The following is a 26,293-nucleotide window of genomic DNA, read 5'->3' on the forward strand; positions in this document are numbered from 1 at the left end:
GCGCGGGGAGCAAACGCCCCGCGCCACCGCAAAGGTTCACCCATGTCTTCCACCCTGTTTTCGGGTCGCTGGACGGCGCTTGCCCTGATGGCGCCGCTCCTGTTGCTTATTCTGATCTTCTTCTATCTGCCGGTCATCAACGCTTTCTACTGGTCGTTCTTTCTTGAGCGGCCGTTCGGCGGAGCAAGCTTCGTTGGGCTTGATAATTTCGCCCGCGTCCTGTCGGACCCGGCGTTCTGGGAGAGCTTGCGCAAGACGGTCGTCTTCATGGTCTTCGCGTCTACGCTTGCCGTCCTCGTCCCTCTGGTGCTTGCGCTTGCGGCCGACCGGCACATCCGTCTGTCTTATCCGGCGCGCAACGTTCTGGTGTGGCCGAAAGCCGTGGCAGGCGCCTCGATTGGCGTGGTCTTCAACTTCATCTTCAACCCCTTCGTCGGCATTCTGATGCCGCTCAACCATTGGTTTCCGGGCATCTGGAACCCCGGCATAAACGGGACCGATGCGTTCATCATGCTGGTGGCCGCCCATATCTGGGGCGGGATTCCGTTCAATTTCGTAATCCTTCTTGCCGGCCTCTTGGCCATCCCCGCGCCGCTGCAGCAGGCGGCAGCGATGGATGGTGCGGGCCCGTGGCGGCGCATCTTCGACATCCAGCTGCCGCTGATCACGCCGCAGATATTCCTCACCCTGGTGCTCGAGTTCACCGATAGCGTCGTGTCGGCCTTCTCACTGGTGGATACGATGACGAAGGGAGGGCCTGGCGGCGCCACGACCCTTCTCGTCTACAAGATCTATGTCGACGGCTTTCTCGGCTTCGACCTGTCGGGGGCGGCAACGCAGACCGTCCTGCTGATGGTCTTCATGCTGGCGGTCACCGCGTTCCACTTCCTCTATCTCGAACGCCGCGTGCAGTACGAGCGCTGACATGGTCGAAAACGCACGCTCCCTGAACATCGCCGCGACCATCATTCTCGCTTTGGGAATGCTCTATATCGTCGGCCCCCTTGTGCTCATGCTGATAACGGCCACGCAGTCATACGAGTACGTTCTGAGCCACGGCCTGGCCTATCTGCCTGGCGATCGGTTCCTTGAGAACTTTCGCTCGGTTCTGACCGAGACAGCCATTCCCAGGCAATTGTGGAACAGCATTGTGGTGGCCCTGTCGGTCGCCACCGGCAAATGCATCCTCTCCTTTGCGGCGGCCTTTGTGCTCGTCTTCTTCGAAGTCCGCCACCGCTCGCTCGTCTTTGCCCTGATCCTGCTGACGATCATGCTGCCCGTCGAGGTGCGCGTCATCACGACCTATGGCGTTGCATCCAACATCCTGTCGCCAGTCAACACTCTGCTCGACATCACCGGTCTCAATGGCCTCGTTACCAGGGTCTGGGGCTCGCCAATCCACTTTCAGCTCAGCGTGCTCAATACCTATTTCGGTCTTGCCGCCCCGCTGATCGCGCAAGGAACCGGCGTGTTCCTGTTTCGCCAGTTTTTCCGCACGCTGCCGGCAGATCTGGTCAAGGCGGCGAAGATGGACGGCGCAGGACCGCTTCGGTTCATGGTCGATGTTCTGCTGCCGCTTTCGCTGACCCCGTTTGCCAGTCTGTTCGTGCTCGAGTTTCTGTCCGGCTGGACCCAGTATCTGTGGCCACTTGTCGCCAGTTCCAAGGCCGACATGCAGACGGCGGTTGTGGGCCTCGCCCATCTGGTGCCGGACGACGACAGCTTCATTCCAAACTTCCCGATGATCATGGCCGGGGCAGCACTTGTCGCAGCCATTCCTCTCACGGTGATTGCGCTCTTGCAGCGCTACATGGTCCGCGGCCTCATCCTATCAGAGAAATGATCATGACCTCTTCTGCAGCAAGTATCACCCTTCAGAATCTTGCCAAATCCTACGGTCGCCAGGAGGTGATCCCGCCACTTACGGCAGAGCTGAGATCGGGTGAATTCACCGTGATCCTCGGCCCCTCCGGCTGTGGGAAGTCAACGCTGCTGATGATGATCGCCGGTCTCGAACGCGTCACCGGCGGTACTATCCTGTTTGGCGATCGCCCGGTTCAGGATCTGGAACCAAGGTTTCGCGGCTGCGCCATGGTGTTTCAGAACTACGCCCTCTATCCACATATGAATGTCGCCGACAATATCGGCTACAGCCTCAGGATTGCCGGCGTCGGCAAAGCCGAACGGCAGCGGCGCATCGCGGATGTCGCCTCGATGCTCGGTCTCTCGGATCAACTGGCGAAGCGTCCGGGGCAGCTGTCGGGCGGGCAGCGGCAGCGCGTCGCCATCGGTCGGGCGATTGTGCGCGAGCCAAAAGTCCTTCTCTTCGACGAGCCGCTGTCCAACCTCGATGCGCAGCTGCGGCACGACATGCGCATCGAACTGGCGGATCTGCACAAGCGCATCGGCGCCACCAGCGTATTCGTCACTCACGATCAGGTCGAAGCGCTCACTCTGGCCGACCGGATCATGGTTCTGAACCGCGGTCGCATCGAGCAGTTCGACACGCCCCAGGAGGTCTATCGCAGGCCGGCCTCGGTGTTCGTCGCCAGCTTCATCGGCGCGCCGCCCATGAACCTCGTTCCCGTGGAGGGCGACGGGCAGTCGCTTCGGCTGGCGAACGGCCAGGAGCTGGTGCGGTGCGCCTTTTCTGGTTCCGCGCTCCTGGGCGTGCGCCCGGAAGATATTTTGCTGGTCCATGAGGAGCCGGCCAGTAAGGAGCTGGTCTTCCTTCTCCCCGTGCGTCGCACCGAGGACGTCGGCTCGCACCGCGTCCTTTCAGCCGAACTCGCGCCGGAGGTCATCCTCCGCATCGCGACGTCCCAGGGCGGGCGGTTCGAGGCAACCGACGCGGTTCGCATCGCCCTGCCCCGCGACCGCCTGCATCTGTTCGCATCGGTTACCGGCCGTGCGATCCCCAACGCATTCAACAATTGAAAGAGCACGAGTTCATGGATCTGCCTGCACGTTCTTATGCCGACTATATCGCCGACCCCGATCGGGCCTGTGCGATCATCGCCCACCGTGGTGTTTGGCATGAGGCCCCGGAAAACAGTCTGCTGGCGATTTGGAAGGCCATCGCAGTCGGTTGCGAAGTGGTGGAGATCGACGTGCGGCGCAGCGCCGACGGCGAGTTTTTCCTGTTGCACGATGACACGCTGGATCGAATGGCGGGCGTCAATCAGAGGCCCGAGACCCTGACGCTTCAGGAATTGCGCAGCCTGAAACTGCGCAATCGTGACGGCGGCGAATCCAATCTCTTGACGAGCGAAAGACTGCCCAGCCTGAAGGAAGTGTTCGATCTCACGCGCGGCCGCATTTTCGTTCACCTCGACATCAAGCATAGGCAAATGCTGCCGGAGGTCATGGCGCTTGCCCGCTCGATGGATGTCGACAGCCAGGTCGACTATTGGGGCGACCTGAAGACGCAGGCAGACCTCGCCTGGATCCGGGGGGCGGTGGAACCGCATGGCGTTCTCTTCATGGCCAAGACCCACCTCGACCATCCCGACGCGGGCAATCAGCTCGACCTGTTGTTCAAGCTTTCCCCTGCCCTGTGCGAGATCTATTTCGATCGGCTGGATCAGGTAGCGGCGCTAAAGGATAGATGCCGCGAGGCCGGCATCGCCCTCTGGTACAATACGCTCGATCCCGTTTCGTGCGCCGGTTTCACCGACACAGCCGCGCTCAAGGATCCTGACGCGATCTGGGGCCGCCTGATTGATGCTGGTATCTCCGCCATCCAGACCGATCATGCAGAGGTTCTGAAGACCTTCATCGCCGACCGCGCGAAGAACAAAAAGGCCTTGGCCCTATGAAGCCGAGTGGTTTGATTTGGAAAGACGACTGACCGGATGACATTCGACATTCACAAACTCGCAGACGTCCTGCGGGCGGCAGCGAAAGCGGAAATCCTGCCTCGGTTCGGCCGGCTCGGCGAGGGCGATGTCCGCACGAAGACCGAGGCGAAGGAGCTGGTCACCGAGGCTGATGAGGCCGCGGAGCGGTTCCTGAAACGCGCGTTCGCGGAAATGATGCCCGAGGCGCTGTTCATCGGCGAGGAATCGGCGGCCGCGGATCCCGCCTTGCTGGATATGGCGCTTGATGCCGACCTGGCCGTGGTGGTCGACCCCATAGACGGAACGGCCAATTTCGTCGCCGGTATGCCGCTCTTTGGTGTGATGGCAGCAGTCACACGGCGCGGCGAGACCGTCGCCGGCCTGATTTACGATCCGATGGGCGACGACTGGGTTCTGGCGGAAAACGGCAGCGGTGCCTTCCTCCTGCGACCGCAGGGCGACAAGCACCGGCTGAGCGTTGCCGCTCCTGTTCCACTCCAACAAATGGCTGGCTATGTCTCAACCGACTATCTGCCTGCCGAAATCAAATCCGGGATTCTGGCCAATCTCGCCAAACCGCGCATGTTCGCCAGCCATCGCTGCGCGGCGCACATGTATCGCGCGTTCTCCGGCGGCCATGCGCATTTTACCATGCTGGACAGGCTGACCCCCTGGGACCACCTCGCCGGCGTGCTCATTGCGACTGAGGCAGGTGGGCACGTCGCCTGCTTTGACCGATCGCCTTATGACATAAGCAGACGCACGGGCGCCTTGCTTGCAGCAACCGACCTCTACAGCTGGGACACTTTGATGCGTGAGGTTTTTGCGGTCTAGAGATTTTCCGCAGGGGTGGAGCCACGGATGACCAAATCGCCTGCCGTTGGAAGTTGGCCGCGCCAAGACGAGCTTTCGAGCCTGGTCGGGATGGAAGTCCAGCGCGTTCTGGCCCGCTACGACGAGGTCATGAAGGAACATGGTCCAGGCTCGTCGTGCATGGTGGGCTGCAACGCCGCCTCCGAAAGGTTGCCTTTGCCGGCACGCCAACAGGCGATGTATGACGATTTGGCAGCGCTGGCCTCCGGCTTCGTCGACAGGCTCGCGGCCGAGGCGGTGCGGCGCCTCGATGCCGGCGCCGGCGAGGCGGCCGAGCCAGTGGCGCCAGCTGGGGAAACGAAGCCTTCTGGTCCAAGGGCGAGCGACCGGCCAGGCGACTACATGCGCATCCAGGACTGGGCCGGACACATTGCCGGGCCGACATTTCTAGAAGAGCACTTCGGCATCCCGCGCTCGACATTGCATTGGTGGCAACGGCACAACGACGTGGTCGCACTGCGGAAAGGCGCCCGCAAGCATGTGTTCCCGCTCGCTCAGTTCGTCGACGGCAGGCCCGCGCCAGGAATTCGACAGGTGCTCGCCTCGATCACCAATCCTCGGGTCGCGTGGCTGTGGCTGACGCGTCCTTCGCCTCTTCTCCAGGGCCGCATCCCAATCGAAATGCTTAGACAAGATTCGACCGAAGACGTCGCTTTGGCTGCGAATGACTTTTCCTCGAATGCCGATCCGGTAGCGTTCGACGCCGTCGCGAAACGCGAGGTGCAATGAAGCCGCGCCGGTGACCGGCTGGAAGGCCTCCGCGACAAATGAGCTTTGAGATCATTTATGAGCCTGCTCACTGCCGGCTGAGTGATCCGAAGCAACTCTGTGGTGAGCGTCATGCTCCCGGTCATCATCACTGCCCGGAAAGATTTCAATCTGCCTGGGGTTCAGTTGCAAAGATGGTCCTCCCTGGCGATCGGCAATCCTCGGCTATGCTGAGCAAAGCCGGCGCCACCAATGTTCCGCGCTTTTGCCCCATCCACGTGAGATTGGGATTGGGCTCAACCCAAATCATCTCTGGTTCATGTTGCGGCAAAATCTCGCGCGGCCAAAGCGACTTCTTCGGCTAAGTCCTCTCTGAGCATTTCTATGGGAACGCGCCCGTCGAGAAGAGGCGAAGGGCGGATTAGCCACAGCCACGCGACCCGAGGATTGGTGATAGAGGCGAGCACCTGTCGAATTCCTGGCGCGGGCCTGCCGTCGACGAACTGAGCCAGCGGGAACACATGCTTGCGGGCGCCTTTCCGCAGTGCGACCACGTCGTTGTGCCGTTGCCACCAATGCAATGTCGAGCGCGGGATGCCGAAGTGCTCTTCTAGAAATGTCGGCCCGGCGGCCCGACCCGCCCAGTCTTGAATGCGCCTGGATTCGAAGTCGCGGAGCGCAACTTCCGTTTTCGGGGCCGCGGATCTATGCAGGCCCTCTGTTAGCTCCGCGAGAGAAAAAGCTTCACAGAGGCCCGGGTTGAAACGCAACGCTGTCTCGCTTGCGAGCCTGTGAACAAATTCGGACGCGAGACCGGACAGATCGTGGTGGATGGACTGTTGGTTCGTTGGCGTCAGCATGTCGCCGTCAGCAACGTTGCCGGCCTTCATGGGCGAGCCCGAACCTTGTGCTTTCATGACCTCGTCATACTGAGCCAAGACGCGCTGGACTTCCTTGGCAACCAGGCTTGAAAGGTCATGCAGGCGAGGTTCATTCCCGAAATCAAAAGACTTCGCCATGTCGTGGCTCCCCTAAGTGCCCAAGTGATAGCTCCCGTCTGCGCGTAAGCGTCTAGACCGTGAAAACCCCACGCATCAAAACGCGCCAGCTATCGGGATCGGTCGCCGATCGAGCAGCTCGGCCAGAGGTGCAGGGATCCCGGACGCATCGGTCAGCCCGTCGATCTCCACGAGCAGATCGAACAGCCCAAGGTCGATCTCGTGCTCACTGTTATACGGCATTCTCCATGCTCCTTCACGACACAATTCTCGCGGCAGATGCCGAAGACCTACTGGCACATGGTAGGCCCAAAGCTGGGCGCGTCGACGACCGGCGAGCTGTCGGAGGGGTTCCGGCTTCCGGACCCTGCTTTCCGCGGCCCAGAATCTAGTACGCAAATCATGTCAAGCACCCCCCCAGCCGCGCTAACTCGATGTAGCGGGTTTGGATCTCTCGGGTTATCGGTCCGGGTATGCCATCGGCGATAAGATGTCCGTCCACGGATATCACTGGCACTACGAAAGTGGACGCACTTGTCATAAATGCCTCGCGGGCGCACCTGACCTCTTCCAGACCAAACGCCCTCTCGTCCACGTTCAGCTGCTGAGAGTTGGCGATTTCCAAGACGGCATGCCGAGTGATCCCTCCCAATAGCGCATTTGAGACGCTCCTTGTAACAAGCGTTCCATCTGCAGAAACTATGAAGACATTGCTCGATCCGCCCTCGGTCAAAAGCCCGTCCTCAATATACAAGACCTCTTGAGCACCAGCCTCTGCCGCCAACCTCTTGGCCATGACCGCCGCAGTCAGCGAAATGGTCTTGATGTCTCGGCGCTGCCAGCGGAACTCAGGCATTGTGACCGCCCGCACGCCATCCCTGGCATAAGGTGAGCCCATTATGTCTTTGACTTGGGTGAACATCACCGTCGTCGGCGATAGTGTCGGCGAAGGAATGGCAAAATCACGCTCCGCCGCGCCTCGGGTAACTTGTAAATAGATCACTCCTTGGTTCAGACCATTCGCTGCGATCAGATCCCTTTGAAAACCCGTCCATTCCTTATCGGAATACGGATTTGAAATGTGCAGCTCTGCGAGTGATCTGCTTAGTCGCCTTAAGTGCGCAAAATTATCGACGAGCTTTCCGTCGACCACCGCGGTAACCTCATAGACGCCGTCGCCAAACGTGAAACCCCGATCGGTGATCGGTACTCGCGCGTGCTCGAACGCAACCAGATGACCATTCAGAAATGCAGTGCGTTGCATGGTCCTCTTTGCCTCCTCTTCTGCGGTTTAAGTCCGCGCTGGCTGTATCTCAGTTGCCGACCCGAATGCGCCCGCGCGGGAGGCCATGGTTTGGCGCAAATCCACCCAGTTGCTGCTCAGTGGTCCAGCATCGGCTTTACTGGCCAGCTCGGGGGAGCCATCCGCGGTGCCTGCTCACGCCCTCGCCACTTCACTACGCTCCGGTAGATCGTCTGGCGGAGTATCAAAAGCGAGGCCATGGCCAAACGCACCCATCACGCTGCAGATTTCGGCCGCGTTTTGCGCTCCTGCCTCGAGAGCGCGTCCAACATCAGACGACGTACACCATTCAAGAAGAAATCCTGCCGCGAACCCATCGCCCGCGCCGAGCGTGTCAACAACGGTGGCAGGCTTGACGCCTGCGGAATAGAGCATGCCATTTTGGACTGCGAGAGATCCCTCGCTTCCCCGCGTTCCGACTGCCAGCCCGCAGCCAGCCTCCGTCCATCTATGCAGTATCTTTATACCTTCCTCGGCGTTCACATCGCCGAGCGAGAGGAAAGCGATGTCGAGATGTCCCGCCAATCGTCCCAGATGCTCGTCGTTCCATCGGTTGGAGAGATCATAGGAGAGTGACCTGCATCTATTGGCGATGGACGGAATGTACGTGTCCAATCCGCTAAAGATGCTAGTGTGTACCACGTCGAACGAAGACATATACAGATAGTCATCTTCGGTTAGGGTTATGTCTCTGGCGACCCCTTTCCGGGAGCCTAGGAACCGCCGGTCCTCACCTTCGTGACCGATCAGAGTACAGGCGTTTGGCTTATGGGAGCGCCGGCAATGCGACAGGTCAATCCCGTCCTCGGACAACGATTGGTAGATTAAGTTCCCGTATTGGTCGAACGATAGGCATCCAAGGTAGCCTGCAGGCTGGCCCTGTCTCGCCCACATCCCCGCAACGTTGACGGTGTTTCCTCCAGGAAACATGAGTCCTTTATCGACGTACACATCTACGGTGTTATCACCGAGCCCAAGGAGCCGAGGCACAACGTTCCGCATCTAAATCCCCCTAGCTCCATGTGGAGCCTTTCAGCATGAGGCGATACAATCGCCCAGTAAGCTGGCAATAACCGTGAGCACTAACGGTGAGCACTGCGTATCTATAGTCCGAGCGCAAATCAGCGCCCCATTCAGCGACGCAGTGCTGCACCAACCAGTGTAGATCCTAGATTCCGGCCTTCAGATTTCCCGTCCCGGGAAGGGACTTCATGTACTGAGAAGTTAGGTTGGCCTCGACGATGTACACCCGGTCGGGGCGCGTTACGATAAAGGCGACATACTCCGCGATGTCTTGAGGTTGCAGCAACTTCGACTGATCATCGTCGTGATTCTCAGAGCGCTGCTGCGTAGCGACGGCACCGGGTAAGACTGCTGTTGCTTTGACGTTGTAGGCAACGCCCTCAGCATCTGTCGTTTCGGTGAAACCCAACGCCCCGAACTTGGATGCGGCGTAAGCGCCGAACTTCGCTCTAGCGACTTTGCCGGACCTTGAAACGATGTTGACGATGTGGCCTTGGCGCCGGTCGCACATGTGCTGAAAGAAGGCTTGGGTACAAAGAAAGGTGCCTTTGAGATTGATAGCCATCATCCAATCCCAATCTTCTTCCTTGATATTTGGTATGGCGTTGTGAATGGCGACGCCGCCATTGTTCACAAGGATGTCCACGGCACCGAAGCGCTTGAAGGCCGCCTGGGCCATGCTCTCCACCTGGTCCTTATATTGAATGTCAGTCTCAACTGGCAGGGCATCTCGTCCGAGTGCCCTGATTTCGGCCGCAACCGCTTCGATCTGGTCTAACTCAGGCGCCGCCAGCACGATGATGGCACCTTCCTTGGCGAACTCAAGCGCGATCGCCCGCCCTATGCCCCGTCCAGCCCCTGTAATGACTGCTGTCTTACCTTCGAGTTTCATCGGCACTTTTTCTCTCGATAAAGGTGAGAATCCCGCTCGTTAGGGAGCTGGAAAGAATTTTATCTGCGGTGACGGGTAGGTAGCGGCGGCACGCCCGCTGTATCGCTTACCCTCATTGGAGTATACCAATAGTCAACCAACGGATTCCTGTCAAGCAGATCGGTCGATCATTGAGGCTTCAGTGATCTCCAAGAGAGACGGAGGAGCCAGCAGTTTCTCGTTGCTGCGCCCAGGCAGCTACGATCTCGTTCGCCATATATAGATCTTGAAGCGATATCCCCGAGCTGTCGAACACGGTTACCGCATCAGGATCCTCTCGTCCGATGCGAGCACCGGACAACACCGACCCGATCGCGATTAGCTCCTGACTGTCTCGGGCATGCTGGAATTCGCCAACCTCGCGCGACTGCGCCGGAAGATCGCAACAAAGCCTCGCGCTCTCGAATAGTCGAGGCGGCAATTCCTGCTTCCCGACTCCGTCCGAGCCCATCGTCGAGATGTGCGTGCCCTGGTTGATCCAGTCTGCTTCGAAGAGCGGTTCCCTAGATGTGGTGGCGGTAACCACAATATCGGCCTCTCTGCATGATTGCTCGGGCCGTCCAGGTCTGGCAGGCAGTCCGTTTGTGCGCAGCCGCGCAGCGAGAGCCTCTGCCTTCTCCAGAGATCGACCGACTACAGAGATACTCTTGAGCTCTCTGATGCGCGAGATCGCCTCAACTTCGTAAAATGCCTGATGTCCCGTTCCGAAGATCGCAAGCGAACAGGCGTCTTGCCTAGCAAGTGCATCCGTTGCTACGGCATCAGCCGCTGCCGTCCGATATGCGTTGACACGCGAGCCCTCGACAATAGTGCCGATTCTGCCGCACGACTGATCGAAAAGCAGAGTTATCGAACTATGTCTCGGCATTTGCTGCAGATCGTTCGAAGGAAAATACGAGCCGACCTTTAACCCTGCCAGCGCCGGATCCGAGGCGGACTTGATAGTGAATCTGGCGTCGCTCGCACTGCCACGACCGATCACCACCGGAAAGCTGTTTGCGGCTGGCAAGCATGCGGCAATCAGCGCTTCACGTACGGCTTTGAATGCGAGGGCATGGCTTACCAGCGCCGAGGACTCGGCCTCCGTAATAAAGATCATAGGCATCCTCCATCTGACGCTCGGCTGTATCTCGGGAATAGTGCGAACCACCGTTGCCCATACCAGACAAATCGTCTATAACCGGACAAAATGTCAACCCCGGCTGTACGACTGCGGTTGGTGCTCGGATGACGCGTCTTACATCGAACCCGATTGCGGAAAGCTCTATTCTCTAAATCAGCCGAGCTTGTACTCCGACGAACGACGCCCGCTGGTCATCACGCCGACACTGGGGCATTTCTCCAGGACCGACAAAAGCGCGCCAGTTTTCTTTAGTTGAACAGAGAGGAGATAATGTTGATCGCTTCAGACAATGACGAATCCGGTCGAGTAATTTTGGTTTCCGGCAGCGATGGTGGAATCGGATCTGCGATCGTCGAGAATTTAATAACTCATGGCTACCGTGTCAGCCTTGGATCTCTTGACACGGGCTTGCTGGAAACAAAATTCGGCCCTGAAGCGCCCAACAAAATCTACCACTTCTTTGACGCCTTCGATAAGGAAAGCGCCACTCATTGGGTATCCAAGACGACCGAGGTCTTTGGCCGAATTGACGGGCTCGTGAACGCCATCGGCGGCGGCGGACGAGTTGCAATGATGGACGATAACGATCAGGCGCTGGATGAGGTTTGGGAACTATTTGTCAAGACGCCGTTGAGACTGACGCGGCTCTGCATGCCGTACCTCGAAAAAAGCGGGCGCGGCCGCGTGGTAAATATCGCGTCTTTGGCTGCAAAGCGCATCCGAAACGTCACTGTTGGATATGGAGCAGCAAAGTTCGCTCAACTGGGTCTTACTCATGCGACCCGCACGTATGGGTGGGAAAAGGGGATCCGAGCTACGGCAATCTGTCCTGGATGGGTGGGTACCGCGAAAAGTGTGGAGAAGGCGGCCAACCTGAAGATGCTTCCCGACGAAATGACCCATCCTTCGACGATCGCGCATATGGTGCGAACGGCAATCGAACTACCCAATAATGCGTCGATGGCGGAGATGGTTATAAACTGCGAGTTTGAAGACCTTTTCTAGCCATTCCTCTGACGTCCGGATGCCGGTGTTGAGCGGACCATCGTTCTCCTGTCGAGGTTCATAAACTCGGGCGATCGATCTGAATGTCATAAGCCTTCGGAACGATCGCGTGCGAGGCCTTGGGCGGGTTGCAGTTAGAACCGCCATTGCCCACATATGACAAATCGTCTATAGCCAGACAAAGAGTCCACCCAAAGGCGCACACGGTCCGTGCGCGGATCCGTATATGAGCGACGCATCCTACATCGAACCGATCGACGGAAAGCTCTATCCCCTAGATCAGCCGCGCTGGTGTTCCGACGAACGCCGACCATTACTCATCACGCCGACACCGGGCATCTCCCGGGACGACCTGGAGACCTCTAGCAAGTCTCTTTGGCGCTATCGTGCAGCATTACCTGTCGACATCCCGAACCCGATATCGATGGGAGAGGGGCTTACACCGATTATACAAAGGCAGTGGGACAACTATCGCCCCTTCTTTAAACTGGAGTTCCTCAACCCGACGGGCAGCTTCAAGGATCGCGGTACCAGCGTAATGCTTTCGTACCTGCGGCAGTGCGGGATCGCATCGATCCTTGAGGACAGCTCCGGCAATGGCGGCTCTTCAGTTGCCGGCTACGGTGCGGCTGGCGGCATACGAGTGAAGATTTTAACGCCGACTTCGACGTCATCTGTAAAGATCGCGCAGGCGCGAGCTTATGGAGCCGAGATTCAGCTTGTCGAGGGGCCGCGAGACGCATCAGAAGCCGAAGCGATACGCCAATCCGACGGAACGTTCTACGCTAGCCACAACTGGCAACCATTCTTCCTTGAAGGGACAAAAACGCAGGCCTACGAGATATGGGAGGACTTCGGTTTCCGGGCGCCCGACAACATCGTCATTCCAGTGGGAGGGGGTAGCAGCGTTCTTGGCCTTCATTTTGGTTTCAAAGAGCTCCTGACGGCTGGTCAAATTGCCAGGCTCCCAAGGCTATTCGTTGCTCAGCCGCTGAACTGTTCGCCCATCGACGCCAGCTTCAAAGCCGGCACTGACGAGGTCGTCGCGCGTCCTGTGGCGAAAACGGTAGCCGAAGGTGCGTCGATCCGGCACCCGATCAGGCTAAAGCAGATCATCGCGGCATTGCGGGAGAGCAAAGGCGACACAGTCGCGCTTAGCGAGGAGGAAATCGCGGCTGCCCTTCGCAAGTCATGTAGATATGGCCTCTTCATTGAGCCAACCAGTGCTGTTGCTTCGGCGGCGTTCGCCCGCCTGGTCGCAACGGCAGTAATCAGAGCTGAAGAAGAAACCGTGGTCATGCTGAGCGGAACTGGGCTTAAGGCGGCATCGACTGTGATCGACCTAGTTCAAACACCTCCAACACCATGAGCGTGAGACGCATGCCCAAGACGAAGACAGACGCCCATTCCAGAAGTGAAGAGCGGCAGCTTCTAATCGACCAGGTGAAGCAGATCGCCAGAGGCCTCGGGGAGACATTTGCTCCGTTTTGTGAGGTCGTCGTGCATGATCTGACCGATCCCAGTCATTCTATTGTCGAGATACATAACAGCCTATCGCAGCGCGCGGTCGGCGCGCCCGCGACTGAGCTCGGCATCGCCCGAATATCCGATCCCGCCTATCCGCAGGTGATCGCGAATTACGCGAACTCGCTGAACGACGGCAGGCAGCTGAAGAGCACCTCAATCGGTATTAAGGGCTCCGATGGCGAGTATGTTGCGGCACTCTGCCTTAACTTGGACCTCTCGCTTTTCCAGAATCTGCAAGCGATGCTCGGGCGCTTTGCAAGCGTAGACACGAGCATCGTCGCAGCCGAAACAATCCAGACTGCCGGAGCAGATACGATCCGACTGAAGATCGACGAGTTCGCTGCTGTCCGCGGAACCACTCCGAGGTCGCTGTCGCTCGATGATCGTAAAACGATCCTTCAAGAGCTGAAAGCAGGTGGATTTCTCGAGATCCGTCGCGCACCAGAGATCATCGCAACTCATATCGGAATTTCCAGGGCCACCGTCTACGCCAACTTCAAGTGAGCGAAGCCATTCAACCTCGCATCGGCCGGCGATACGGCCTCAAAATCCTTACCCGAAATTGGAGAGCAAAATGGAATATCGCCAGCTCGGGCGGTCCGGTCTGAAAGTCTCAACGCTCGCCATCGGAACGATGACGTTTGGGGGCGTTGGTTGGGCGAGGAAAACCGGACAACTTGATGTTCATGGCGCACGGCGACTTGTCGATCTGTGCCTTGATGCCGGCGTGAACCTGATAGACACCGCAGATGTCTACTCCAAAGGAGCGTCCGAGGAAATTATCGGAGAGATCCTGGGCGGCAAGCGTAAGAATGGCGTGCTTGTTGCTACAAAGGCTCGATTTGGAACAGGCGACGGCGTCAACGATGCCGGCTCTTCCCGCCAGCACTTGATTGAGGCATGCGAGGCGAGCCTCAAGCGGTTAAAGACCGACACGATCGATCTCTACCAGTTGCACGAATGGGATGGTCACACTCCGATCGAGGAGACGATGGAGGCCCTCGATACGCTCGTTCGCCACGGCAAAGTACGCTACATTGGATGCTCAAACTTCTCCGGCTGGCACATAATGAAAGCTCTCGGCGTGAGCGACCGAGATAAGCGACAACGATTTGTCAGCCAGCAGATTCATTACACACTTGAGGCTCGCGACGCAGAATACGAGCTGCTGCCAATTAGCGTAGACCAAGGGTTGGGTGTAATCATATGGAGTCCGCTCGCAGGCGGCCTGCTTTCCGGAAAGCACCGCCGCAATCAGGCCGTTCCGGAAGGAACTCGACAGTTCGCTGGCTGGACCGAGCCACCCGTTCGGGACGAGAATCGCCTGTGGAACATCGTCGATGCTCTGGTTTCGATCGCGGAGAAACGCCAAGTTTCTGCCGCCCAGGTCGCTCTTGCCTGGCTGATCGGTAGGAAGGTGGTGACCTCGGTCATTATCGGTGGTCGTACGGAAGAACAGTTCGTGGACAATCTGGCTGCGCGGGATCTCGTTCTTACTGCGGAGGAGCGCAAGCTTCTCGACGACGTCAGCCTTCCACCTCTGCTGTATCCTTACTGGCATCAACGTAACGAAGCGAAGGATCGGCTGAGCGAGGCGGACCTTGAACTGATCGCCTCTCATCCAAAACGGTGATCCTCACGGTTCAGTGGTGAGACGGCAACTCGTTCCTTTAGGGCCGGTGACACCCTTACTTAGGCGATGTGTTGCCGGCTCAAGATAGGAGCTGCGGCGCACGGTGCAAATGAGGCTCCGGACGCCGCACAAAAAACGAGCGCGAACCGCCGTTGGCCAGCCTGAACGAGCTGCCCTGGCCTGAGCATGTCCTTCACTCCGTTCCGAGGCGGCCGTGTGCGACTTGCGGTAGCCACGTCACGCGGCGGCAATCACACTTCACAACTTCTCGAAACGAGATGTCGGGTCATGTCCCCTCCGCTAGAAGCTCCCGTCGAAACGCGTCTGGCCCGACTGTCACCTGTCGCTCAATGGGGCGTCTTGGTCGGGCTTACTGCAATCCTGTCCGCGCTACTCGGCTATGCGCAGTTTCCTGCCCAATTCTTGATTGGACCGATGATCTCAGCCGTCATAGTCGGCGTGAACGGAGCGACGGTCCGCCTTCCAAAACGTTCATTCAACGTCGCACAGGGGATGGTGGGCATCTTGGTCGGAGCGTCGATCTCGGTCGGTATCGTCGCGGCCTTCCTCGACGATTGGTACGTGTTCTTGGCGGCAGTCCTCGGCACGTTGGTCGCCTCGAGCGTGCTCGGATGGCTAATCAGCAGCTGGAAGATTATGCCTGGAACCACCGGCGTGTGGGGTTCCCTGCCAGGTGCTTCGACGGCGATGGTCTTGATGGCCGGTGCCTTCGGCGCGGATGCCAGGTTAGTCGCGGTAATGCAATATCTAAGGCTGATCTTCGTCTCGCTTGCCGCCGCGATCATCGCAAAGCTTTGGGTGGCTCCGACGGGCGTTTCTATAAATGCCCCTGCTTGGTTCCCGTCGATCGACTGGATACCTTTCCTGTTGACGCTCGCCGTCGTTCTTGCCGGCGGCGCAAGCGGGCGAGCGCTGCGGCTGCCATCACCATTCTTCCTTGGGGCGTTCATTCTAGCGGTCGCGCTGCATCTCGGCGGGGGCATCTCATTTCAACTCCCCGAGTGGCTGCTCGCCACCAGCTTCACTGCAATCGGCTGGACAATTGGGCTGGATTTCACACGGCCCATACTGATGCACGCATTCCGAGCGTTGCCCCAGATCGCTGCGTCAATCCTCGCTTTGATGGCCATCTGCGGTGCGATTGCATGGGGACTGGTGCAGGTCTTCGACATCGATCCTCTCACCGCCTACCTCGCTATGAGTCCCGGCGGTCTAGAATCCGTCGCAATCATCGCGGCTGCGTCAAAGAACGTAGACCTTTCTTTCGTTATGGCCCTTCAGATGGCGCGACTCCTCATTGTGCTGATGTTTGGCCCGGCTATATCAAGATTCGTGGCGCGGCATGTGAGGGAGTGAGGTGGCTTCACCCGCGCGCCCTATTGGCGTCACGACACACGAAAGTGGTGAATCTGTCCGTCTTTTGAGAAGGTTTGCGGAATCTATTCCTGTTTGATGGAGGATTACAGTAGCCCTACGTCTTGGCCCAAAAGCGCGCCGGCTTGCTCGCTGAGCAGCGTAATGAAGGCTTTTGTTCTTGCGGCCGGGCGAGGCCCCGGTGGATAGATTGCGTGAACGTCCACGCGCCTGAACTCATAGTAGGGCAGGATGGGTACCAGCCTCCCTTCGGCGATTTCTCGGCGGCAGACGGCAGCGAACAATGGACCGATTCCCCTTTCCGCCAATACTGCCTCCATGAGCGGCCTCCAGTGATTGACGCGCCATGCGGTACGAAAGGGCACTTCTACCGGGCCGCCGTCTGGACCGATCAGACGCAGACGCTCATCCACTGCAAAACCAGTGAAACGGATGAAGGAGTGTGCCGTAAGTTCCCCCGGTTCGCGCGGCAGCCCATACCGCTCGATATAGCCGGGGGCGGCCAACAAGAGCCGCCGGATCGTCCCCAGCCGGCGGGCGATGAAATTGCCGCTTCCAATATCGCCGATGCGGATGGAAAGATCAACGCCTTCGGTTAGCGGATCGACGAAGCGATCGTTCAAGGTCAAATCGATCGCCAGAGCCGGATGCCGCGCCTGGAATTCGACAAGCAGCCTTGGCAATGTCATCTCTCCAAGCCCATGCGGCGCAGCGATCCGGAATGTTCCGGTCAGCGCTGTCTCGGCTGAAGCGACGGAAGCCTCTGCCTCTTCGGCTGCTTCAATAGCGCGCTTGGCATATTCATAGAAACGTGCCCCAGCGTCGGTCGCCTGCACCGAGCGTGTGGTCCTGTAGAGGAGCCGCGCGCTCAAATGCTTTTCCAGTTTCTCGACGCGTTCGCTGACGGTGGGTTGGCCGAGGCCCAAATCGCGCGCTGCGGCCGAAAGGCTGCCGCGTTCAATGACACGGGTGAAGATGCGCATGGCAGATAGCATATCCATGGCTGTAATCTATCGTCTTTTACGATCAATAACATCGTCATTTGCCATCTGCCAAAGATAATTCCGATTGACGAATTTGAAGACCGATCAACGGTCCAATCGGAGAACCAGTCTTGCAAACCAAAATCATCCAAGCAGGCAATACACAGCCCCAGCCGTTTGAGGGGCAGAATATCGTCATCATCGGCGGCTCCTCGGGGATCGGGCTCGCAACCGCCAGACAGGTAAAAGATGCTGGCGCAAATCTCTTTCTGGTATCCCGCAATCCGCAACGTCTACGGGAAGCTGCCGAAGCTATCGGTGGTGCAGTCCAGATCGTCTCGGACATTGCCGCCCCGCAGCCGGCAATGTTCGCCGAGATTGAAAGAATCGATCATCTGCTGATCACAGCCGGAACGGTGCACCTGAAGTCGCTCAAGGATCAGTCGGAGGCCGATCTGTTGCAGGTCATCAGCGAACGGCTGATTGGGCCACTCCTGGCCATCAAAGCGGCTCTCCCCCTTCTACATAGCGCAAGCTCGATTACCATGACCTCCGGGCAGTTCGCTTCCCGTCCCGCCGCCATCGGTGCCGTCGTGGCTGCGGCAGTCGCCGCAGTTGAAAGTACGGTTCGCGCGCTCGCCATTGAATTATCCCCGATGCGCGTCAACGCGGTTTCGCCGGGATGGGTGGATACGCCGTTGCTCGACGGCTTGATGGGCGAATCCAAACGGCAGGTGCTCGAGCAAACCGCCTCAACCCTGCCCAGCCGGAGCATCGGTCGGCCGGACGATATCGCGCAAGCTATTCTCTTCCTGATGGCCAACCGCTTTGTAACAGGAGAAGTATTGCATGTGGATGGCGGCGGCCGTTGGGTGTAGTGGAGTATCTGAGCTATCCGGTCTTTGACCCTGCTGATTTTTTAGCTCTGAGTGCTTAGTAAAGCGCAATTTTTTCCAATTTTGACGCGCGCGGCAGCTTCGCGAACATTAAGCCCGGCAGCCAGATGCTGGCGGGCCTTGGCAAGCTTATCTGGTGTGACAACGGTCTGACGGCCACCGCGTCGGCCGCGCTCCTCTGCGGCTTGCAGACCGGCACGGGTTCTTTCCCGGATCAGATCACGCTCAAACTGGGCCAGAGCGCCGAACAGATGGAAGACCAAGCGACCACCGGATGTCGTGGTGTTGATGTTCTCGGTGACGGAGCGGAAGCCGACGCCTTTGGCCTCCAACTCGGTGATGACGTCGATCAATTGCTTCATCGACCGACCGAGACGGTCGAGTTTCCAGACGGTGAGCGTGTCGCCGTCACGCGCATAGCGGATCGCGTCCGCCAGGCCGGGTCGATCGGTCTTCACACCCGATGCCTTGTCCTCGAACAACTTCTCACAACCTGCTTTGCGCAGGGCGTCGAGCTGCAACGCAGATCTTGTTCCCCCGTCGAGACCCTTGCATAGCCGATCGCGGTCATGAGGCATGATTTGTCCGTGTCGCAACCCCAGCTCTCAGCATCGCCCCGAATGAACAACCTTCGTAGCTTCGATAGTGGGTCGGCACGGCGCCGTTTCAGCCGAACACGGTCGCGCCGCGATCCGCGGTTCCGACCCACGCTCTGAACCCCGCGAAGAGCTCGCGACCCATGCCATAGTGCTCGCAGCGAAGGTGCCCAAGGGCGGGGGTGAGGGTGTTGAACTCGCACTCATCGCCCAAGAACATCAGCGTGGCCTCGTTGGCGGGGAAGCCAATCAGATCAGGGATGCATGATACAATCCCAAGTCGTTCTTTCGGCCCCTGGGTCAGGCAACGACCTCGGCAACCCACCGCCAAATAGAGGCCGCCGTTGGAATGTGGCCGGGCGGGGAGTCGCGAATCTTCATTAACCACGACGATGGCAGCCAGGTGCTTCCGACAATCGTTAGGCCCCAGTCGTCCCGGCAAGTGCCCGCGCTTCCAAGACACCCGCAGACCATCATCACCGGTTCTGTCTCAAAATGCCCTGGGCACAAATGTAAGCCCACGTCATATACGGCCCCAAGGTAGTGCCGTGCTGACTAGGGGCACGCGTTCCGGTTGGGTTCGCCATCGTCCCGCCAGCGCAATACAATCCTGGAATCAGGCTTCCATCCGGTTTCGTAGCCTGTCCGAAGCGATCAGTCCGAACACCGCCCTTGGTTCCGATCACTGACGCTTGGAACCGTATGGCGATAAACGGCGGCTTATCAATCGAAGCCATGAGACCGACATCAGCGGCCAGTTTCTTCTCATATATCGAGGCGACACCTCGACCAAATTCGGGATCCTGTCCCGCCTTCGCAAATCCGTTAAAACGAGAAACGGTCGCTTCCAATGTATCGCCGTCGACGCCTATTTTCCTCGCCAGCGCCTTAATCGTGGGGGCGGCTACAAGCCAACCTGCTTTGTTCTTGTGAAAAAAGCGAACTATCGTGTTTCGCTTCAACATTGGCCGATGGGAAATAACCCAAGCTGGCTGATGTTTCGGCCTCTGCGTCTTCGCGTCGATCTCTACGAGGCGACTGGAAATATAGTATTCGTATTCGCTGCAAAAGCGCTTGCCGCTTGCGTCCACAATAATCGCATCGGGTTCAGTGTGGAATTTAATAGCGATTCCGTGAATACGCCCCTCATAGATCACGGGGGGCTGGGCGTTGACGTTCGCCTGATCCATATATGCGAAGGCCGCGCCGGCGGCCGCAGCCATCTTATGCCCATCCCCCTCATTGGTCGGCGGGCTGCTCATAAACTCAACATCTACTGGGAAGTGCTTCGCGAGCATCACACTGTCCCATTCAAATCCTCCGGTCGCCAGCACAACACCTTGGCGGGCGCCGTATTCACACGCCGTTCCGTTTTGATCGACCTTAACGCCAACCACGGCGGAGCTCGCCGGATCTATAATAAGGTCAGTCACGCGGCTTGATGTCTTGAGAACACAGCCCTTGTCGAGGCACCCCTTGAGCAGCCCCACGACCATCGCATTTCCCATGACGGAAACTTGGTTGATCCGCCGACTTAGCAGGGTCAGGCTGTACCGAATTATCCCCCGGATTGGTTGCTTCAAAATCCTACCGGCCACCCTTTCATGATAGGTCAAGGTCAAAGGTATTGTCGACTTTCTGATGCGACGGCCAAGGCTGCCGAGTATTTTTCGGCTGATCGGTTTAGGCGAAAGGAGTCGTCCTGCCGCCTTAGAGCCGGTCGCTTCAAGGTTGGGATCGGAGACATCGGTAATCTTGAATCGTAGCGGAGAATTGCTTTCGACGGTGCGAAGCATGACAGCAGCGTTCTCGGCCTGCGCTTGCCACAATGCGTCCTCGGTCGATGCCCATCCGGGCGGTGCAACCGCTCGAATATAGTCCAACGCCTCGGCCGGAGAGTCCCTCAGACCTGCCTCTGTCATATAATGATTGGCAGGAATCCATGTCATGCCGGCCGACATGGCGCTTGTTCCGCCTATTTGGTCGCTCTTCTCAAGTATCAGAACCGTTTTTTTGCTCGCGGAAACGGTCAACGCAGCCGTTAGCGCGGCGACTCCGGAGCCGACAACAACAACATCGTACACTGTGTCTTCTGCATGTCTTTGGGAGCGAACAGTCATAGATTGTTCCAGTCGGTGCGCCGGCGCGTCACTTTGCTGATGAAATCAAGTGCGCCCATCGACAGGACCGAGGGCCGAGAGCACGCCCACATCTGAAGGGGCAGCGCCCGTTCTCATGGGCAAACGATGCTTATCGAAATGGCGTTCAACCACTCTTCCACCGCAGGAAATCAGCCAGCAGAGGACAAAATAGACAACCAGGATAAAGCCGTAGACTAGGAATGCAGGGCTTCTTCCAGTGGATATGGTCGTCTGCTCGATTATGACCTGCCCAGACCTCAACAGCTCATTTGCTCCAACAACAGCTCCGAGCGACGTTGCTTGCACCCAAGCTGTCACCAAACCAACATAGGGCGGGAGGATGACCGGCATAGCTTGGGGTAGGACAATGAGGATTAGACCTCTCCAGCCCCTCAGTCCGAAGGCCGTGGCTGCTTCCCGTTGTCCCATCGGTACAGCGACAAGACCTGCACGAATAACATAGGCCCCATTGGCGCCGCCCCAAAGCGACACCGCGACCGTGCTGGACCAGAAAGGGTCCAATGAAAAACCGAGCTCCGGCATAACGAAATAAATGAGAAACACTGTGACAATTAGAGGAATATCGCGGAGGACTTCGACCAGTAATCGACACGGACGGCTAAGCAGCGGTGATCGGAGCGAGAGTCCGGCTGTAAGGACGATGGCGAACAACGTTGCGCCTCCAACAACTGCCAAAGAAAGCCTGAGAGTCGTGATAAACCCTGCGACTAGAAAGTCCTTATATTCGAACAGCAGCACCGTTCACCTCCCGACATAAGGCCGGTCGAGCCGACGCTGCAGAATACTTCCGAGACCGGAGATGAAGAACACGCACATCAGGTACAGCACGCATATTGAAGCGAACATCTCGATAGCGCGAAGTTCATACGCGACGCGCTCTACCGCGACGAACGTCAGCTCGACCAACCCGATCGCTTGAAGGTAGGCTGAGTTCTTAACCGTGCTGACGACAGTGTTCATGATTGACGGTAGGGCAGCGCGGAGCGCTATGGGCAGGACGACAAATAGCCCATGATGCCACCGCCCGAGCCCGAGTGAAGCCGACGCGTCGCCTACTCCCGGTGGAACCGCCGCCACGCCAGCTCGAATATTTTCGATATGGAATGCACTTGCCCAGACGCTGAGTGCAGCAACGCCCGACCAGAATACCGACAGCTTGAGCCCGATAGCGGGCAACCCGTAGAAGATGAAGAAGATTTGCACGAGATACGGAGTGCCTCGGATGAGCTCCACGTACCCAGTTACTAAGTAGGAGGCGGGCCTAAGCCTGGTAGAGCGCAGCAGCGACGCAAGGAGGGCGATAATCAGCGAAAGAAGTATCGCTAAGGCACTTACTGACAATGTTACCTGTGCGCCTCCTAGCAGGTCTGGAAGAGCACGGAGAATGTAAGCGAAATCCATATCAGGCGTTCCCGGAAACACGCGGTGCAACGTGCCGGCGCCCAACGGCGCGCCGGCACGTTGAGGCCTTTAGCTCAGTGCATCTCTGCTTCCGGAGGCGCATCGGTTTCGTAGCGCTCCACCATCAGCTTGACCAGTCCCGCATTATCGACAAACTTAGGCACGACCCCCGCTTGGAACTTCTCCACTTTCATCTTCTTGATGGCGGCGTCCAGGAAGGCGAGTAGTTCGGGTTGGTTTTTCCGTACGCCAATGCCATTGGATCCGAGGTCGAACCCCTCTTCAACGACACGCAGTTCCGGATTGTTGAAGGCTATGGTCGCAATTACCTCTCCGTCAGCAGCGTAGCCGTCTGCTCGACCCTGAAGCAACGCCTGCACACTGTCGGCGGTGGTGTTCAACTGCATGACTTCGGTTTTAGGCATGTTCGCTTGGAACCATCTCGCCTGAGAGCCACCTTTCGTTGCCAAGATTGTCTTCCCAGCGAGGTCAGCGACCTTCTGAATAGGGCTGTCCTTCGGTACAACGATGCTGCTGGTGCCCCAGTAATAACTGTGGGTAAAATCGATTACCTCGGCGCGCTTCTTGGTCTTACCGAGAGTCGCGAGAATCAGGTCGATCTTGCCGGCCTCCAGCGACGGGATACGGGCGTCGCTGGTTACACTGGTCAGTTCGGCTTTGTCAGGCGAGCCAAAAGCGTAGACAGCAATCTGCTTTGCCATCGCCACCTCGATGCCCGTTGGCTGGCCGTCCGGACCAGAGAAGCCGAACGGTGGGGTATCGCATTTGACGCCGATTCGGATAACGCCGGCGTCCTTGATTGTCTGCGGTAGCGGCGGCAGCTCCTGCGCCTGTGCCGAGAGCGGTTGCGCAAGAACGACAGCGGCAAGAGCCCAGAGTGTGGACGCAGTCTTCAGAAGAGTAGTTCGCATTTTCCCATTCCCCTATTTTGTGTTGGTTATTTTACGCCTGTTTCTTCGCCCATCGAACGGATGTCGATTTGAGCAGCGAAGGTCTCAATGAAGAATTTGCTGTAGGAACTTCCGCGTCCGAGCCTCCTGGGGGTTGTCGAAGAACTGGTCAGGGCGCGAGATCTCAACGATTCTTCCCTCGTCCATGAAGACGACCCGATCGGCAACTTGTCGCGCGAAACCCATCTCGTGGGTCACGCAGATCATCGTCATGCCGTCAGCTGCAAGTTGCGCCATTGTATCGAGAACCTCTCTCACGAGTTCCGGATCCAAGGCTGATGTTGGCTCATCGAACAGCATGACTTTTGGGTTCATACACAGCGATCGGGCTATCGCAACGCGCTGCTGCTGCCCACCGGAGAGCTGGCTTGGATAGAACCCAGCCTTTTCCGGGATCCGAACGCGCTCGAGATATAGCATAGCGAGTTCCTCCGCGGCCTTCCGCTGGATTCCCTTCACCCAACGTGGTGCGATCGTGCAATTTTGAAGAATGGTCAGATGGGGGTACAGATTGAAGTTCTGGAACACCATTCCAACTCGCTGGCGCACCTGGTCAATGTTCCGCCGGCTGTCGTTCACTTCAATCCCGTTGACGCGTATCTCACCTTTCTGGTGCCGCTCGAGCCGATTGATGCAGCGGATCATCGTGGACTTGCCGGAGCCTGACGGTCCGCAGACGACAATCTTCTCTCCTTCGGAGACGCTGAAGCTCACGTCGCTCAACACATGCAACGAACCGAACCACTTGTTCACCCCCATCAACTGAACATACGGCCCGGCAACGACATCGCTCATAATCTATCCCCCGCCACGCGCTCGCCGTATCCGGGAGCCGTGGTCTACGTATTTGGATTACTCCAAGGCTATATCAATGTTGTTTTCTGATGCAACATCTTTTTTGCGCGACCGCTGGAGAAAGGTGTAATTGGATGATCGTTCGCCGGAGCCGTCTATGATCGAGAAGCAGTCGAAAATCCCCGTGTACCTACAGGTTCAGCGCTTCATTGAAGAGCTTATCGAAGGGGCCGATTATGGTCCTGGGGACCACATTCCGTCGGAGCGGGCTCTCGCCGACCAGCTCGATGTCAACAGGCTTACGGTCAGAAAAGCCATTGATCGACTGGTCTCCTACGGACGGCTGGAGCGCAACAGCACCAGTGGAACGAGAATCCCCGAGCCGAGGCTCCATCGACACGCGGAAACTGGCCCGAACTTCGGAAGTCTGACCCGAGCAATCCAGCTGAGCAGCGGGACTCCTAGCAGCAGACTTTTGCATTTCGAGCTGTCCAAGGCGAAAGATGCGATCGCCAGCAACCTCGCCATTCCTGTTGACACGGATGTCGTGATTGTCCGTCGACTCTGGCGCGTTGACGACATCCCGATCATCATAGAAACAAGCTACATCCCTGCAGCCACGGTCCCAAACCTGGAGGCGGAGGATCTGATCGCAGGACAGTCGCTGTACGCACTCTTCCGGGAGCGGTATGGTATCGTCGCCGCAATTAGCAAGAGGACGATCTCTGTTCACGTACCAACGAGCTTCGAAGAGAAGACGCTCATGCTGCCGCCGCATTCATCGACGCTGTTGATGCGAATGATCGTGGAGGATACAAATGGGCGTCCGATCGAGTACGTCCGCTCAGTAAACCATCCAGTTCATGTGAATTTCCAAACCGCGCCGCAAGCCTCGGAACAGGCTCAGGTCGGACTGACTGGGACGAAACAACTCTGAGTTCTTGAAGGGCCAATTGGCGAGGTAGGCATGACTCTATGCCAGGGAAGCCCTGGCATAGAGTACTCTCGCTTTCAGACCGCCACCTGGGCAATCGGTCTTTTAGTAGTCCATCTTCCACATATAGCGACGTACGGTCAGCGGGTGACCGCGTGCTTCCGAAAGAGCCACCGCGTAAGTCCGGAGGAGAGGAAGAAACACGAACGGCGTGAGGTACTCACGAACACCCTCGTCGACACCATCGAACTCGAATTCCTGCGCGTCAATTTCGAGAACTTTCTCACTGAACTTCCCTGCGAAATTGAGCGCCCGTTGGTCCATAGAACGACAATTGCCCAACCCCTTCAACACCACGAAAGGTACGTCGGAATCAGTAATTTCGAAAGGACCGTGAAAATACTCGCCAGAATGAATGGGCTGGGAATGTACCCATTGCATCTCCTGCAAAATGCAGCAGGCCCATAGGTATGCAACGCCGAAGTTAGCGCCGCTCGCCATGGTGTAGATCACCGGCTCTCGCTTGCGCAGTTGAGCCCAGGCGAGGGTTGCCTCGCGGTGCTTAGTCTGCGCTGCCGCAAGGACGCTCGGCACCGCTGCCAGGCCGCGGAGCAGATCGTTAAGCTTCCCGTTTCCCTCGAATTTCGCAAGAATCCCGAACACTATGCGAAGGACGATCGCTGAAGGTATGTCCGCCGAACCTGCATCAGGTGTCGCATCATAATCAACGCGTGCATCTACGGCCTGGGCCAAGGGGGAATCGCCCTTGATCGTCAGGCCGATAGTATAAGCCCCGCGCTCCTTAGCGTACTGGGCAGCGGCAACGGTTTCTGGCGTGTCGCCAGACTTGGAGCACAGTATTACGACGCTCGATCTGGAAAGTCGCGCCGAATTGCGCGCAATGAATTCGGCCGAATTGTAAGCGTCGGCAGCGATGGTCTTCGCCTCACGCTCCATGGCGTACTTGGCTACGTTCATTTGCGAGAATGAGCCCCCGCAAGCAACTAAATATACGTTATCGGGCTTGCCGCGAGCTTGGATGTCGGCGAGTGCAGCTTGGATCGCCGCTTCGATAGGCGAAGTCATAGATAATTCCCCTGTTTTCCGGAATGCCCGGGTGATAGACCAACTTCATCATTGGTATACTCCAACGAGTGACATGGTCAACAGCTATTTGGATTCGGCCGGTCAATCGAG

Annotated in this window: 27 protein-coding genes and 1 pseudogene; 13 read left to right on the forward strand and 15 right to left on the reverse strand. The window is 57.9% G+C overall.

Annotation, left to right across the window (positions count from 1 at the left end; genetic code table 11):
- Positions 1-42: 42 nt before the first annotated feature.
- Genes NKJ89_RS04070 through NKJ89_RS04095 form a run of 6 tightly spaced genes read left to right on the forward strand, consistent with a single transcriptional unit; the run spans position 43 to position 5,441 of the window.
- Positions 43-924: a carbohydrate ABC transporter permease gene (locus tag NKJ89_RS04070; protein ID WP_352600109.1), complete on the forward strand. Its 882-nt coding sequence runs from the start codon at positions 43-45 to the stop codon at positions 922-924.
- 1 nt (position 925) lies between these two features.
- Positions 926-1,843, forward strand: coding sequence for a carbohydrate ABC transporter permease (locus tag NKJ89_RS04075; protein WP_352600111.1), 918 nt, complete (start codon positions 926-928; stop codon positions 1,841-1,843).
- The gene (locus NKJ89_RS04080; protein ID WP_352600113.1) at positions 1,840-2,937 is read left to right on the forward strand and encodes an ABC transporter ATP-binding protein; all 1,098 of its coding nucleotides are present in this window, start codon (positions 1,840-1,842) and stop codon (positions 2,935-2,937) included. The genes NKJ89_RS04075 and NKJ89_RS04080 overlap by 4 nt, the downstream gene beginning before the upstream one ends.
- A 14-nt stretch (positions 2,938-2,951) precedes the next feature.
- Positions 2,952-3,818 carry a glycerophosphodiester phosphodiesterase family protein gene (locus NKJ89_RS04085; RefSeq protein WP_352600115.1) on the forward strand — a complete coding sequence of 289 codons (867 nt, stop codon included), beginning with the start codon at positions 2,952-2,954 and terminating at the stop codon, positions 3,816-3,818.
- Positions 3,819-3,854: 36 nt separating this feature from the next.
- Entirely contained in the window at positions 3,855-4,673 is an 819-nt protein-coding gene (locus tag NKJ89_RS04090) for an inositol monophosphatase family protein (RefSeq protein WP_352600117.1), read from the forward strand.
- Positions 4,674-4,700: 27 nt separating this feature from the next.
- Positions 4,701-5,441 (forward strand): antitoxin Xre/MbcA/ParS-like domain-containing protein, encoded by a 741-nt coding sequence (locus NKJ89_RS04095; RefSeq protein WP_352600119.1) that lies wholly within the window; start codon positions 4,701-4,703, stop codon positions 5,439-5,441.
- Positions 5,442-5,509: 68 nt separating this feature from the next.
- On the opposite strand, the pseudogene NKJ89_RS35700 reads toward NKJ89_RS04095, so the two are convergent.
- From NKJ89_RS35700 to NKJ89_RS04130, 7 genes and pseudogenes are all read right to left on the reverse strand, one after another.
- Positions 5,510-5,569, reverse strand: a pseudogene (locus NKJ89_RS35700) (hypothetical protein); the annotation flags it as partial.
- A 168-nt stretch (positions 5,570-5,737) separates the two neighbouring features.
- Positions 5,738-6,439, reverse strand: coding sequence for an antitoxin Xre/MbcA/ParS-like domain-containing protein (locus tag NKJ89_RS04105; RefSeq protein WP_352600121.1), 702 nt, complete (start codon positions 6,437-6,439; stop codon positions 5,738-5,740).
- A gap of 75 nt (positions 6,440-6,514) precedes the next feature.
- On the reverse strand, positions 6,515-6,661 hold the full coding sequence (locus NKJ89_RS04110; protein ID WP_352600123.1) for a hypothetical protein: 147 nt from the start codon (positions 6,659-6,661) through the stop codon (positions 6,515-6,517).
- A gap of 157 nt (positions 6,662-6,818) precedes the next feature.
- Complete coding sequence (locus NKJ89_RS04115; protein WP_352600125.1) at positions 6,819-7,682, reverse strand: D-amino-acid transaminase; 864 nt, start codon at positions 7,680-7,682, stop codon at positions 6,819-6,821.
- A gap of 174 nt (positions 7,683-7,856) precedes the next feature.
- Positions 7,857-8,723: a PfkB family carbohydrate kinase gene (locus tag NKJ89_RS04120; protein ID WP_352600127.1), complete on the reverse strand. Its 867-nt coding sequence runs from the start codon at positions 8,721-8,723 to the stop codon at positions 7,857-7,859.
- A 166-nt stretch (positions 8,724-8,889) separates the two neighbouring features.
- Positions 8,890-9,636 carry an SDR family oxidoreductase gene (locus tag NKJ89_RS04125; RefSeq protein WP_352600129.1) on the reverse strand — a complete coding sequence of 249 codons (747 nt, stop codon included), beginning with the start codon at positions 9,634-9,636 and terminating at the stop codon, positions 8,890-8,892.
- A 178-nt stretch (positions 9,637-9,814) separates the two neighbouring features.
- On the reverse strand, positions 9,815-10,774 hold the full coding sequence (locus tag NKJ89_RS04130) for an ornithine cyclodeaminase family protein (protein WP_352600131.1): 960 nt from the start codon (positions 10,772-10,774) through the stop codon (positions 9,815-9,817).
- Between the two features lie 294 nt (positions 10,775-11,068).
- On the opposite strand from NKJ89_RS04130, the gene NKJ89_RS04135 reads away from it, so the two are divergent.
- The 5 genes from NKJ89_RS04135 (at position 11,069) to NKJ89_RS04155 (ending at position 16,340) form a co-directional block, all read left to right on the forward strand.
- Positions 11,069-11,803, forward strand: coding sequence for an SDR family NAD(P)-dependent oxidoreductase (locus NKJ89_RS04135; RefSeq protein ID WP_352600133.1), 735 nt, complete (start codon positions 11,069-11,071; stop codon positions 11,801-11,803).
- A gap of 226 nt (positions 11,804-12,029) precedes the next feature.
- Complete coding sequence (locus NKJ89_RS04140) at positions 12,030-13,172, forward strand: threonine synthase (RefSeq protein WP_352600135.1); 1,143 nt, start codon at positions 12,030-12,032, stop codon at positions 13,170-13,172.
- An 11-nt stretch (positions 13,173-13,183) separates the two neighbouring features.
- Positions 13,184-13,834 carry a helix-turn-helix transcriptional regulator gene (locus tag NKJ89_RS04145; RefSeq protein WP_352600137.1) on the forward strand — a complete coding sequence of 217 codons (651 nt, stop codon included), beginning with the start codon at positions 13,184-13,186 and terminating at the stop codon, positions 13,832-13,834.
- Between the two features lie 70 nt (positions 13,835-13,904).
- Positions 13,905-14,963, forward strand: coding sequence for an aldo/keto reductase (locus NKJ89_RS04150; protein ID WP_352600139.1), 1,059 nt, complete (start codon positions 13,905-13,907; stop codon positions 14,961-14,963).
- A gap of 288 nt (positions 14,964-15,251) precedes the next feature.
- The gene (locus NKJ89_RS04155; RefSeq protein ID WP_352600141.1) at positions 15,252-16,340 is read left to right on the forward strand and encodes an AbrB family transcriptional regulator; all 1,089 of its coding nucleotides are present in this window, start codon (positions 15,252-15,254) and stop codon (positions 16,338-16,340) included.
- A 104-nt stretch (positions 16,341-16,444) separates the two neighbouring features.
- On the opposite strand, the gene NKJ89_RS04160 is transcribed toward NKJ89_RS04155, so the two are convergent.
- On the reverse strand, positions 16,445-17,359 hold the full coding sequence (locus tag NKJ89_RS04160; protein WP_352600143.1) for a LysR family transcriptional regulator: 915 nt from the start codon (positions 17,357-17,359) through the stop codon (positions 16,445-16,447).
- Between the two features lie 113 nt (positions 17,360-17,472).
- On the opposite strand from NKJ89_RS04160, the gene NKJ89_RS04165 reads away from it, so the two are divergent.
- Positions 17,473-18,219 carry an SDR family oxidoreductase gene (locus NKJ89_RS04165; protein ID WP_352600145.1) on the forward strand — a complete coding sequence of 249 codons (747 nt, stop codon included), beginning with the start codon at positions 17,473-17,475 and terminating at the stop codon, positions 18,217-18,219.
- Between the two features lie 41 nt (positions 18,220-18,260).
- Here the strand turns inward: NKJ89_RS04165 and NKJ89_RS04170 are convergent, their stop codons facing one another.
- The 6 genes from NKJ89_RS04170 to NKJ89_RS04195 form a co-directional block, all read right to left on the reverse strand.
- Positions 18,261-18,758, reverse strand: coding sequence for a recombinase family protein (locus NKJ89_RS04170; protein WP_502904079.1), 498 nt, complete (start codon positions 18,756-18,758; stop codon positions 18,261-18,263).
- A gap of 551 nt (positions 18,759-19,309) precedes the next feature.
- Positions 19,310-20,917: an FAD-dependent oxidoreductase gene (locus NKJ89_RS04175; protein WP_352600147.1), complete on the reverse strand. Its 1,608-nt coding sequence runs from the start codon at positions 20,915-20,917 to the stop codon at positions 19,310-19,312.
- An 81-nt stretch (positions 20,918-20,998) separates the two neighbouring features.
- Complete coding sequence (locus tag NKJ89_RS04180; RefSeq protein ID WP_352600149.1) at positions 20,999-21,733, reverse strand: amino acid ABC transporter permease; 735 nt, start codon at positions 21,731-21,733, stop codon at positions 20,999-21,001.
- Between the two features lie 3 nt (positions 21,734-21,736).
- Positions 21,737-22,396 (reverse strand): amino acid ABC transporter permease, encoded by a 660-nt coding sequence (locus NKJ89_RS04185; RefSeq protein WP_352600151.1) that lies wholly within the window; start codon positions 22,394-22,396, stop codon positions 21,737-21,739.
- 74 nt (positions 22,397-22,470) lie between these two features.
- Positions 22,471-23,328 (reverse strand): transporter substrate-binding domain-containing protein, encoded by an 858-nt coding sequence (locus NKJ89_RS04190; RefSeq protein WP_352600153.1) that lies wholly within the window; start codon positions 23,326-23,328, stop codon positions 22,471-22,473.
- A gap of 84 nt (positions 23,329-23,412) precedes the next feature.
- Positions 23,413-24,162, reverse strand: a complete 750-nt coding sequence (locus NKJ89_RS04195; RefSeq protein ID WP_352600155.1) for an amino acid ABC transporter ATP-binding protein — start codon at positions 24,160-24,162, stop codon at positions 23,413-23,415.
- A gap of 157 nt (positions 24,163-24,319) precedes the next feature.
- Here NKJ89_RS04195 and NKJ89_RS04200 point away from each other — a divergent pair, with 157 nt between their 5' ends.
- Positions 24,320-25,099, forward strand: a complete 780-nt coding sequence (locus NKJ89_RS04200) for a GntR family transcriptional regulator (protein WP_352600157.1) — start codon at positions 24,320-24,322, stop codon at positions 25,097-25,099.
- A 102-nt stretch (positions 25,100-25,201) separates the two neighbouring features.
- Here the strand turns inward: NKJ89_RS04200 and NKJ89_RS04205 are convergent, their stop codons facing one another.
- Complete coding sequence (locus NKJ89_RS04205; protein WP_352600159.1) at positions 25,202-26,182, reverse strand: SIS domain-containing protein; 981 nt, start codon at positions 26,180-26,182, stop codon at positions 25,202-25,204.
- Between the last annotated feature and the right edge of the window lie 111 nt (positions 26,183-26,293).

Source organism: Mesorhizobium sp. M0047 (genome assembly GCF_040323315.1).
GTDB lineage: Bacteria > Pseudomonadota > Alphaproteobacteria > Rhizobiales > Rhizobiaceae > Mesorhizobium.

Coding starts and splice junctions, on each gene's coding strand:
- NKJ89_RS04070 (WP_352600109.1), top strand. CDS start 43: ATGTCTTCCACCCTGTTTTCGGGTCGCTGGACGGCGCTTGCCCTGATG.
- NKJ89_RS04075 (WP_352600111.1), top strand. CDS start 926: ATGGTCGAAAACGCACGCTCCCTGAACATCGCCGCGACCATCATTCTC.
- NKJ89_RS04080 (WP_352600113.1), top strand. CDS start 1,840: ATGATCATGACCTCTTCTGCAGCAAGTATCACCCTTCAGAATCTTGCC.
- NKJ89_RS04085 (WP_352600115.1), top strand. CDS start 2,952: ATGGATCTGCCTGCACGTTCTTATGCCGACTATATCGCCGACCCCGAT.
- NKJ89_RS04090 (WP_352600117.1), top strand. CDS start 3,855: ATGACATTCGACATTCACAAACTCGCAGACGTCCTGCGGGCGGCAGCG.
- NKJ89_RS04095 (WP_352600119.1), top strand. CDS start 4,701: ATGACCAAATCGCCTGCCGTTGGAAGTTGGCCGCGCCAAGACGAGCTT.
- NKJ89_RS04105 (WP_352600121.1), bottom strand. CDS start 6,439: ATGGCGAAGTCTTTTGATTTCGGGAATGAACCTCGCCTGCATGACCTT.
- NKJ89_RS04110 (WP_352600123.1), bottom strand. CDS start 6,661: ATGCCGTATAACAGTGAGCACGAGATCGACCTTGGGCTGTTCGATCTG.
- NKJ89_RS04115 (WP_352600125.1), bottom strand. CDS start 7,682: ATGCAACGCACTGCATTTCTGAATGGTCATCTGGTTGCGTTCGAGCAC.
- NKJ89_RS04120 (WP_352600127.1), bottom strand. CDS start 8,723: ATGCGGAACGTTGTGCCTCGGCTCCTTGGGCTCGGTGATAACACCGTA.
- NKJ89_RS04125 (WP_352600129.1), bottom strand. CDS start 9,636: ATGAAACTCGAAGGTAAGACAGCAGTCATTACAGGGGCTGGACGGGGC.
- NKJ89_RS04130 (WP_352600131.1), bottom strand. CDS start 10,774: ATGATCTTTATTACGGAGGCCGAGTCCTCGGCGCTGGTAAGCCATGCC.
- NKJ89_RS04135 (WP_352600133.1), top strand. CDS start 11,069: ATGTTGATCGCTTCAGACAATGACGAATCCGGTCGAGTAATTTTGGTT.
- NKJ89_RS04140 (WP_352600135.1), top strand. CDS start 12,030: ATGAGCGACGCATCCTACATCGAACCGATCGACGGAAAGCTCTATCCC.
- NKJ89_RS04145 (WP_352600137.1), top strand. CDS start 13,184: ATGCCCAAGACGAAGACAGACGCCCATTCCAGAAGTGAAGAGCGGCAG.
- NKJ89_RS04150 (WP_352600139.1), top strand. CDS start 13,905: ATGGAATATCGCCAGCTCGGGCGGTCCGGTCTGAAAGTCTCAACGCTC.
- NKJ89_RS04155 (WP_352600141.1), top strand. CDS start 15,252: ATGTCCCCTCCGCTAGAAGCTCCCGTCGAAACGCGTCTGGCCCGACTG.
- NKJ89_RS04160 (WP_352600143.1), bottom strand. CDS start 17,359: ATGGATATGCTATCTGCCATGCGCATCTTCACCCGTGTCATTGAACGC.
- NKJ89_RS04185 (WP_352600151.1), bottom strand. CDS start 22,396: ATGGATTTCGCTTACATTCTCCGTGCTCTTCCAGACCTGCTAGGAGGC.
- NKJ89_RS04190 (WP_352600153.1), bottom strand. CDS start 23,328: ATGCGAACTACTCTTCTGAAGACTGCGTCCACACTCTGGGCTCTTGCC.
- NKJ89_RS04195 (WP_352600155.1), bottom strand. CDS start 24,162: ATGAGCGATGTCGTTGCCGGGCCGTATGTTCAGTTGATGGGGGTGAAC.
- NKJ89_RS04200 (WP_352600157.1), top strand. CDS start 24,320: ATGATCGAGAAGCAGTCGAAAATCCCCGTGTACCTACAGGTTCAGCGC.
- NKJ89_RS04205 (WP_352600159.1), bottom strand. CDS start 26,182: ATGACTTCGCCTATCGAAGCGGCGATCCAAGCTGCACTCGCCGACATC.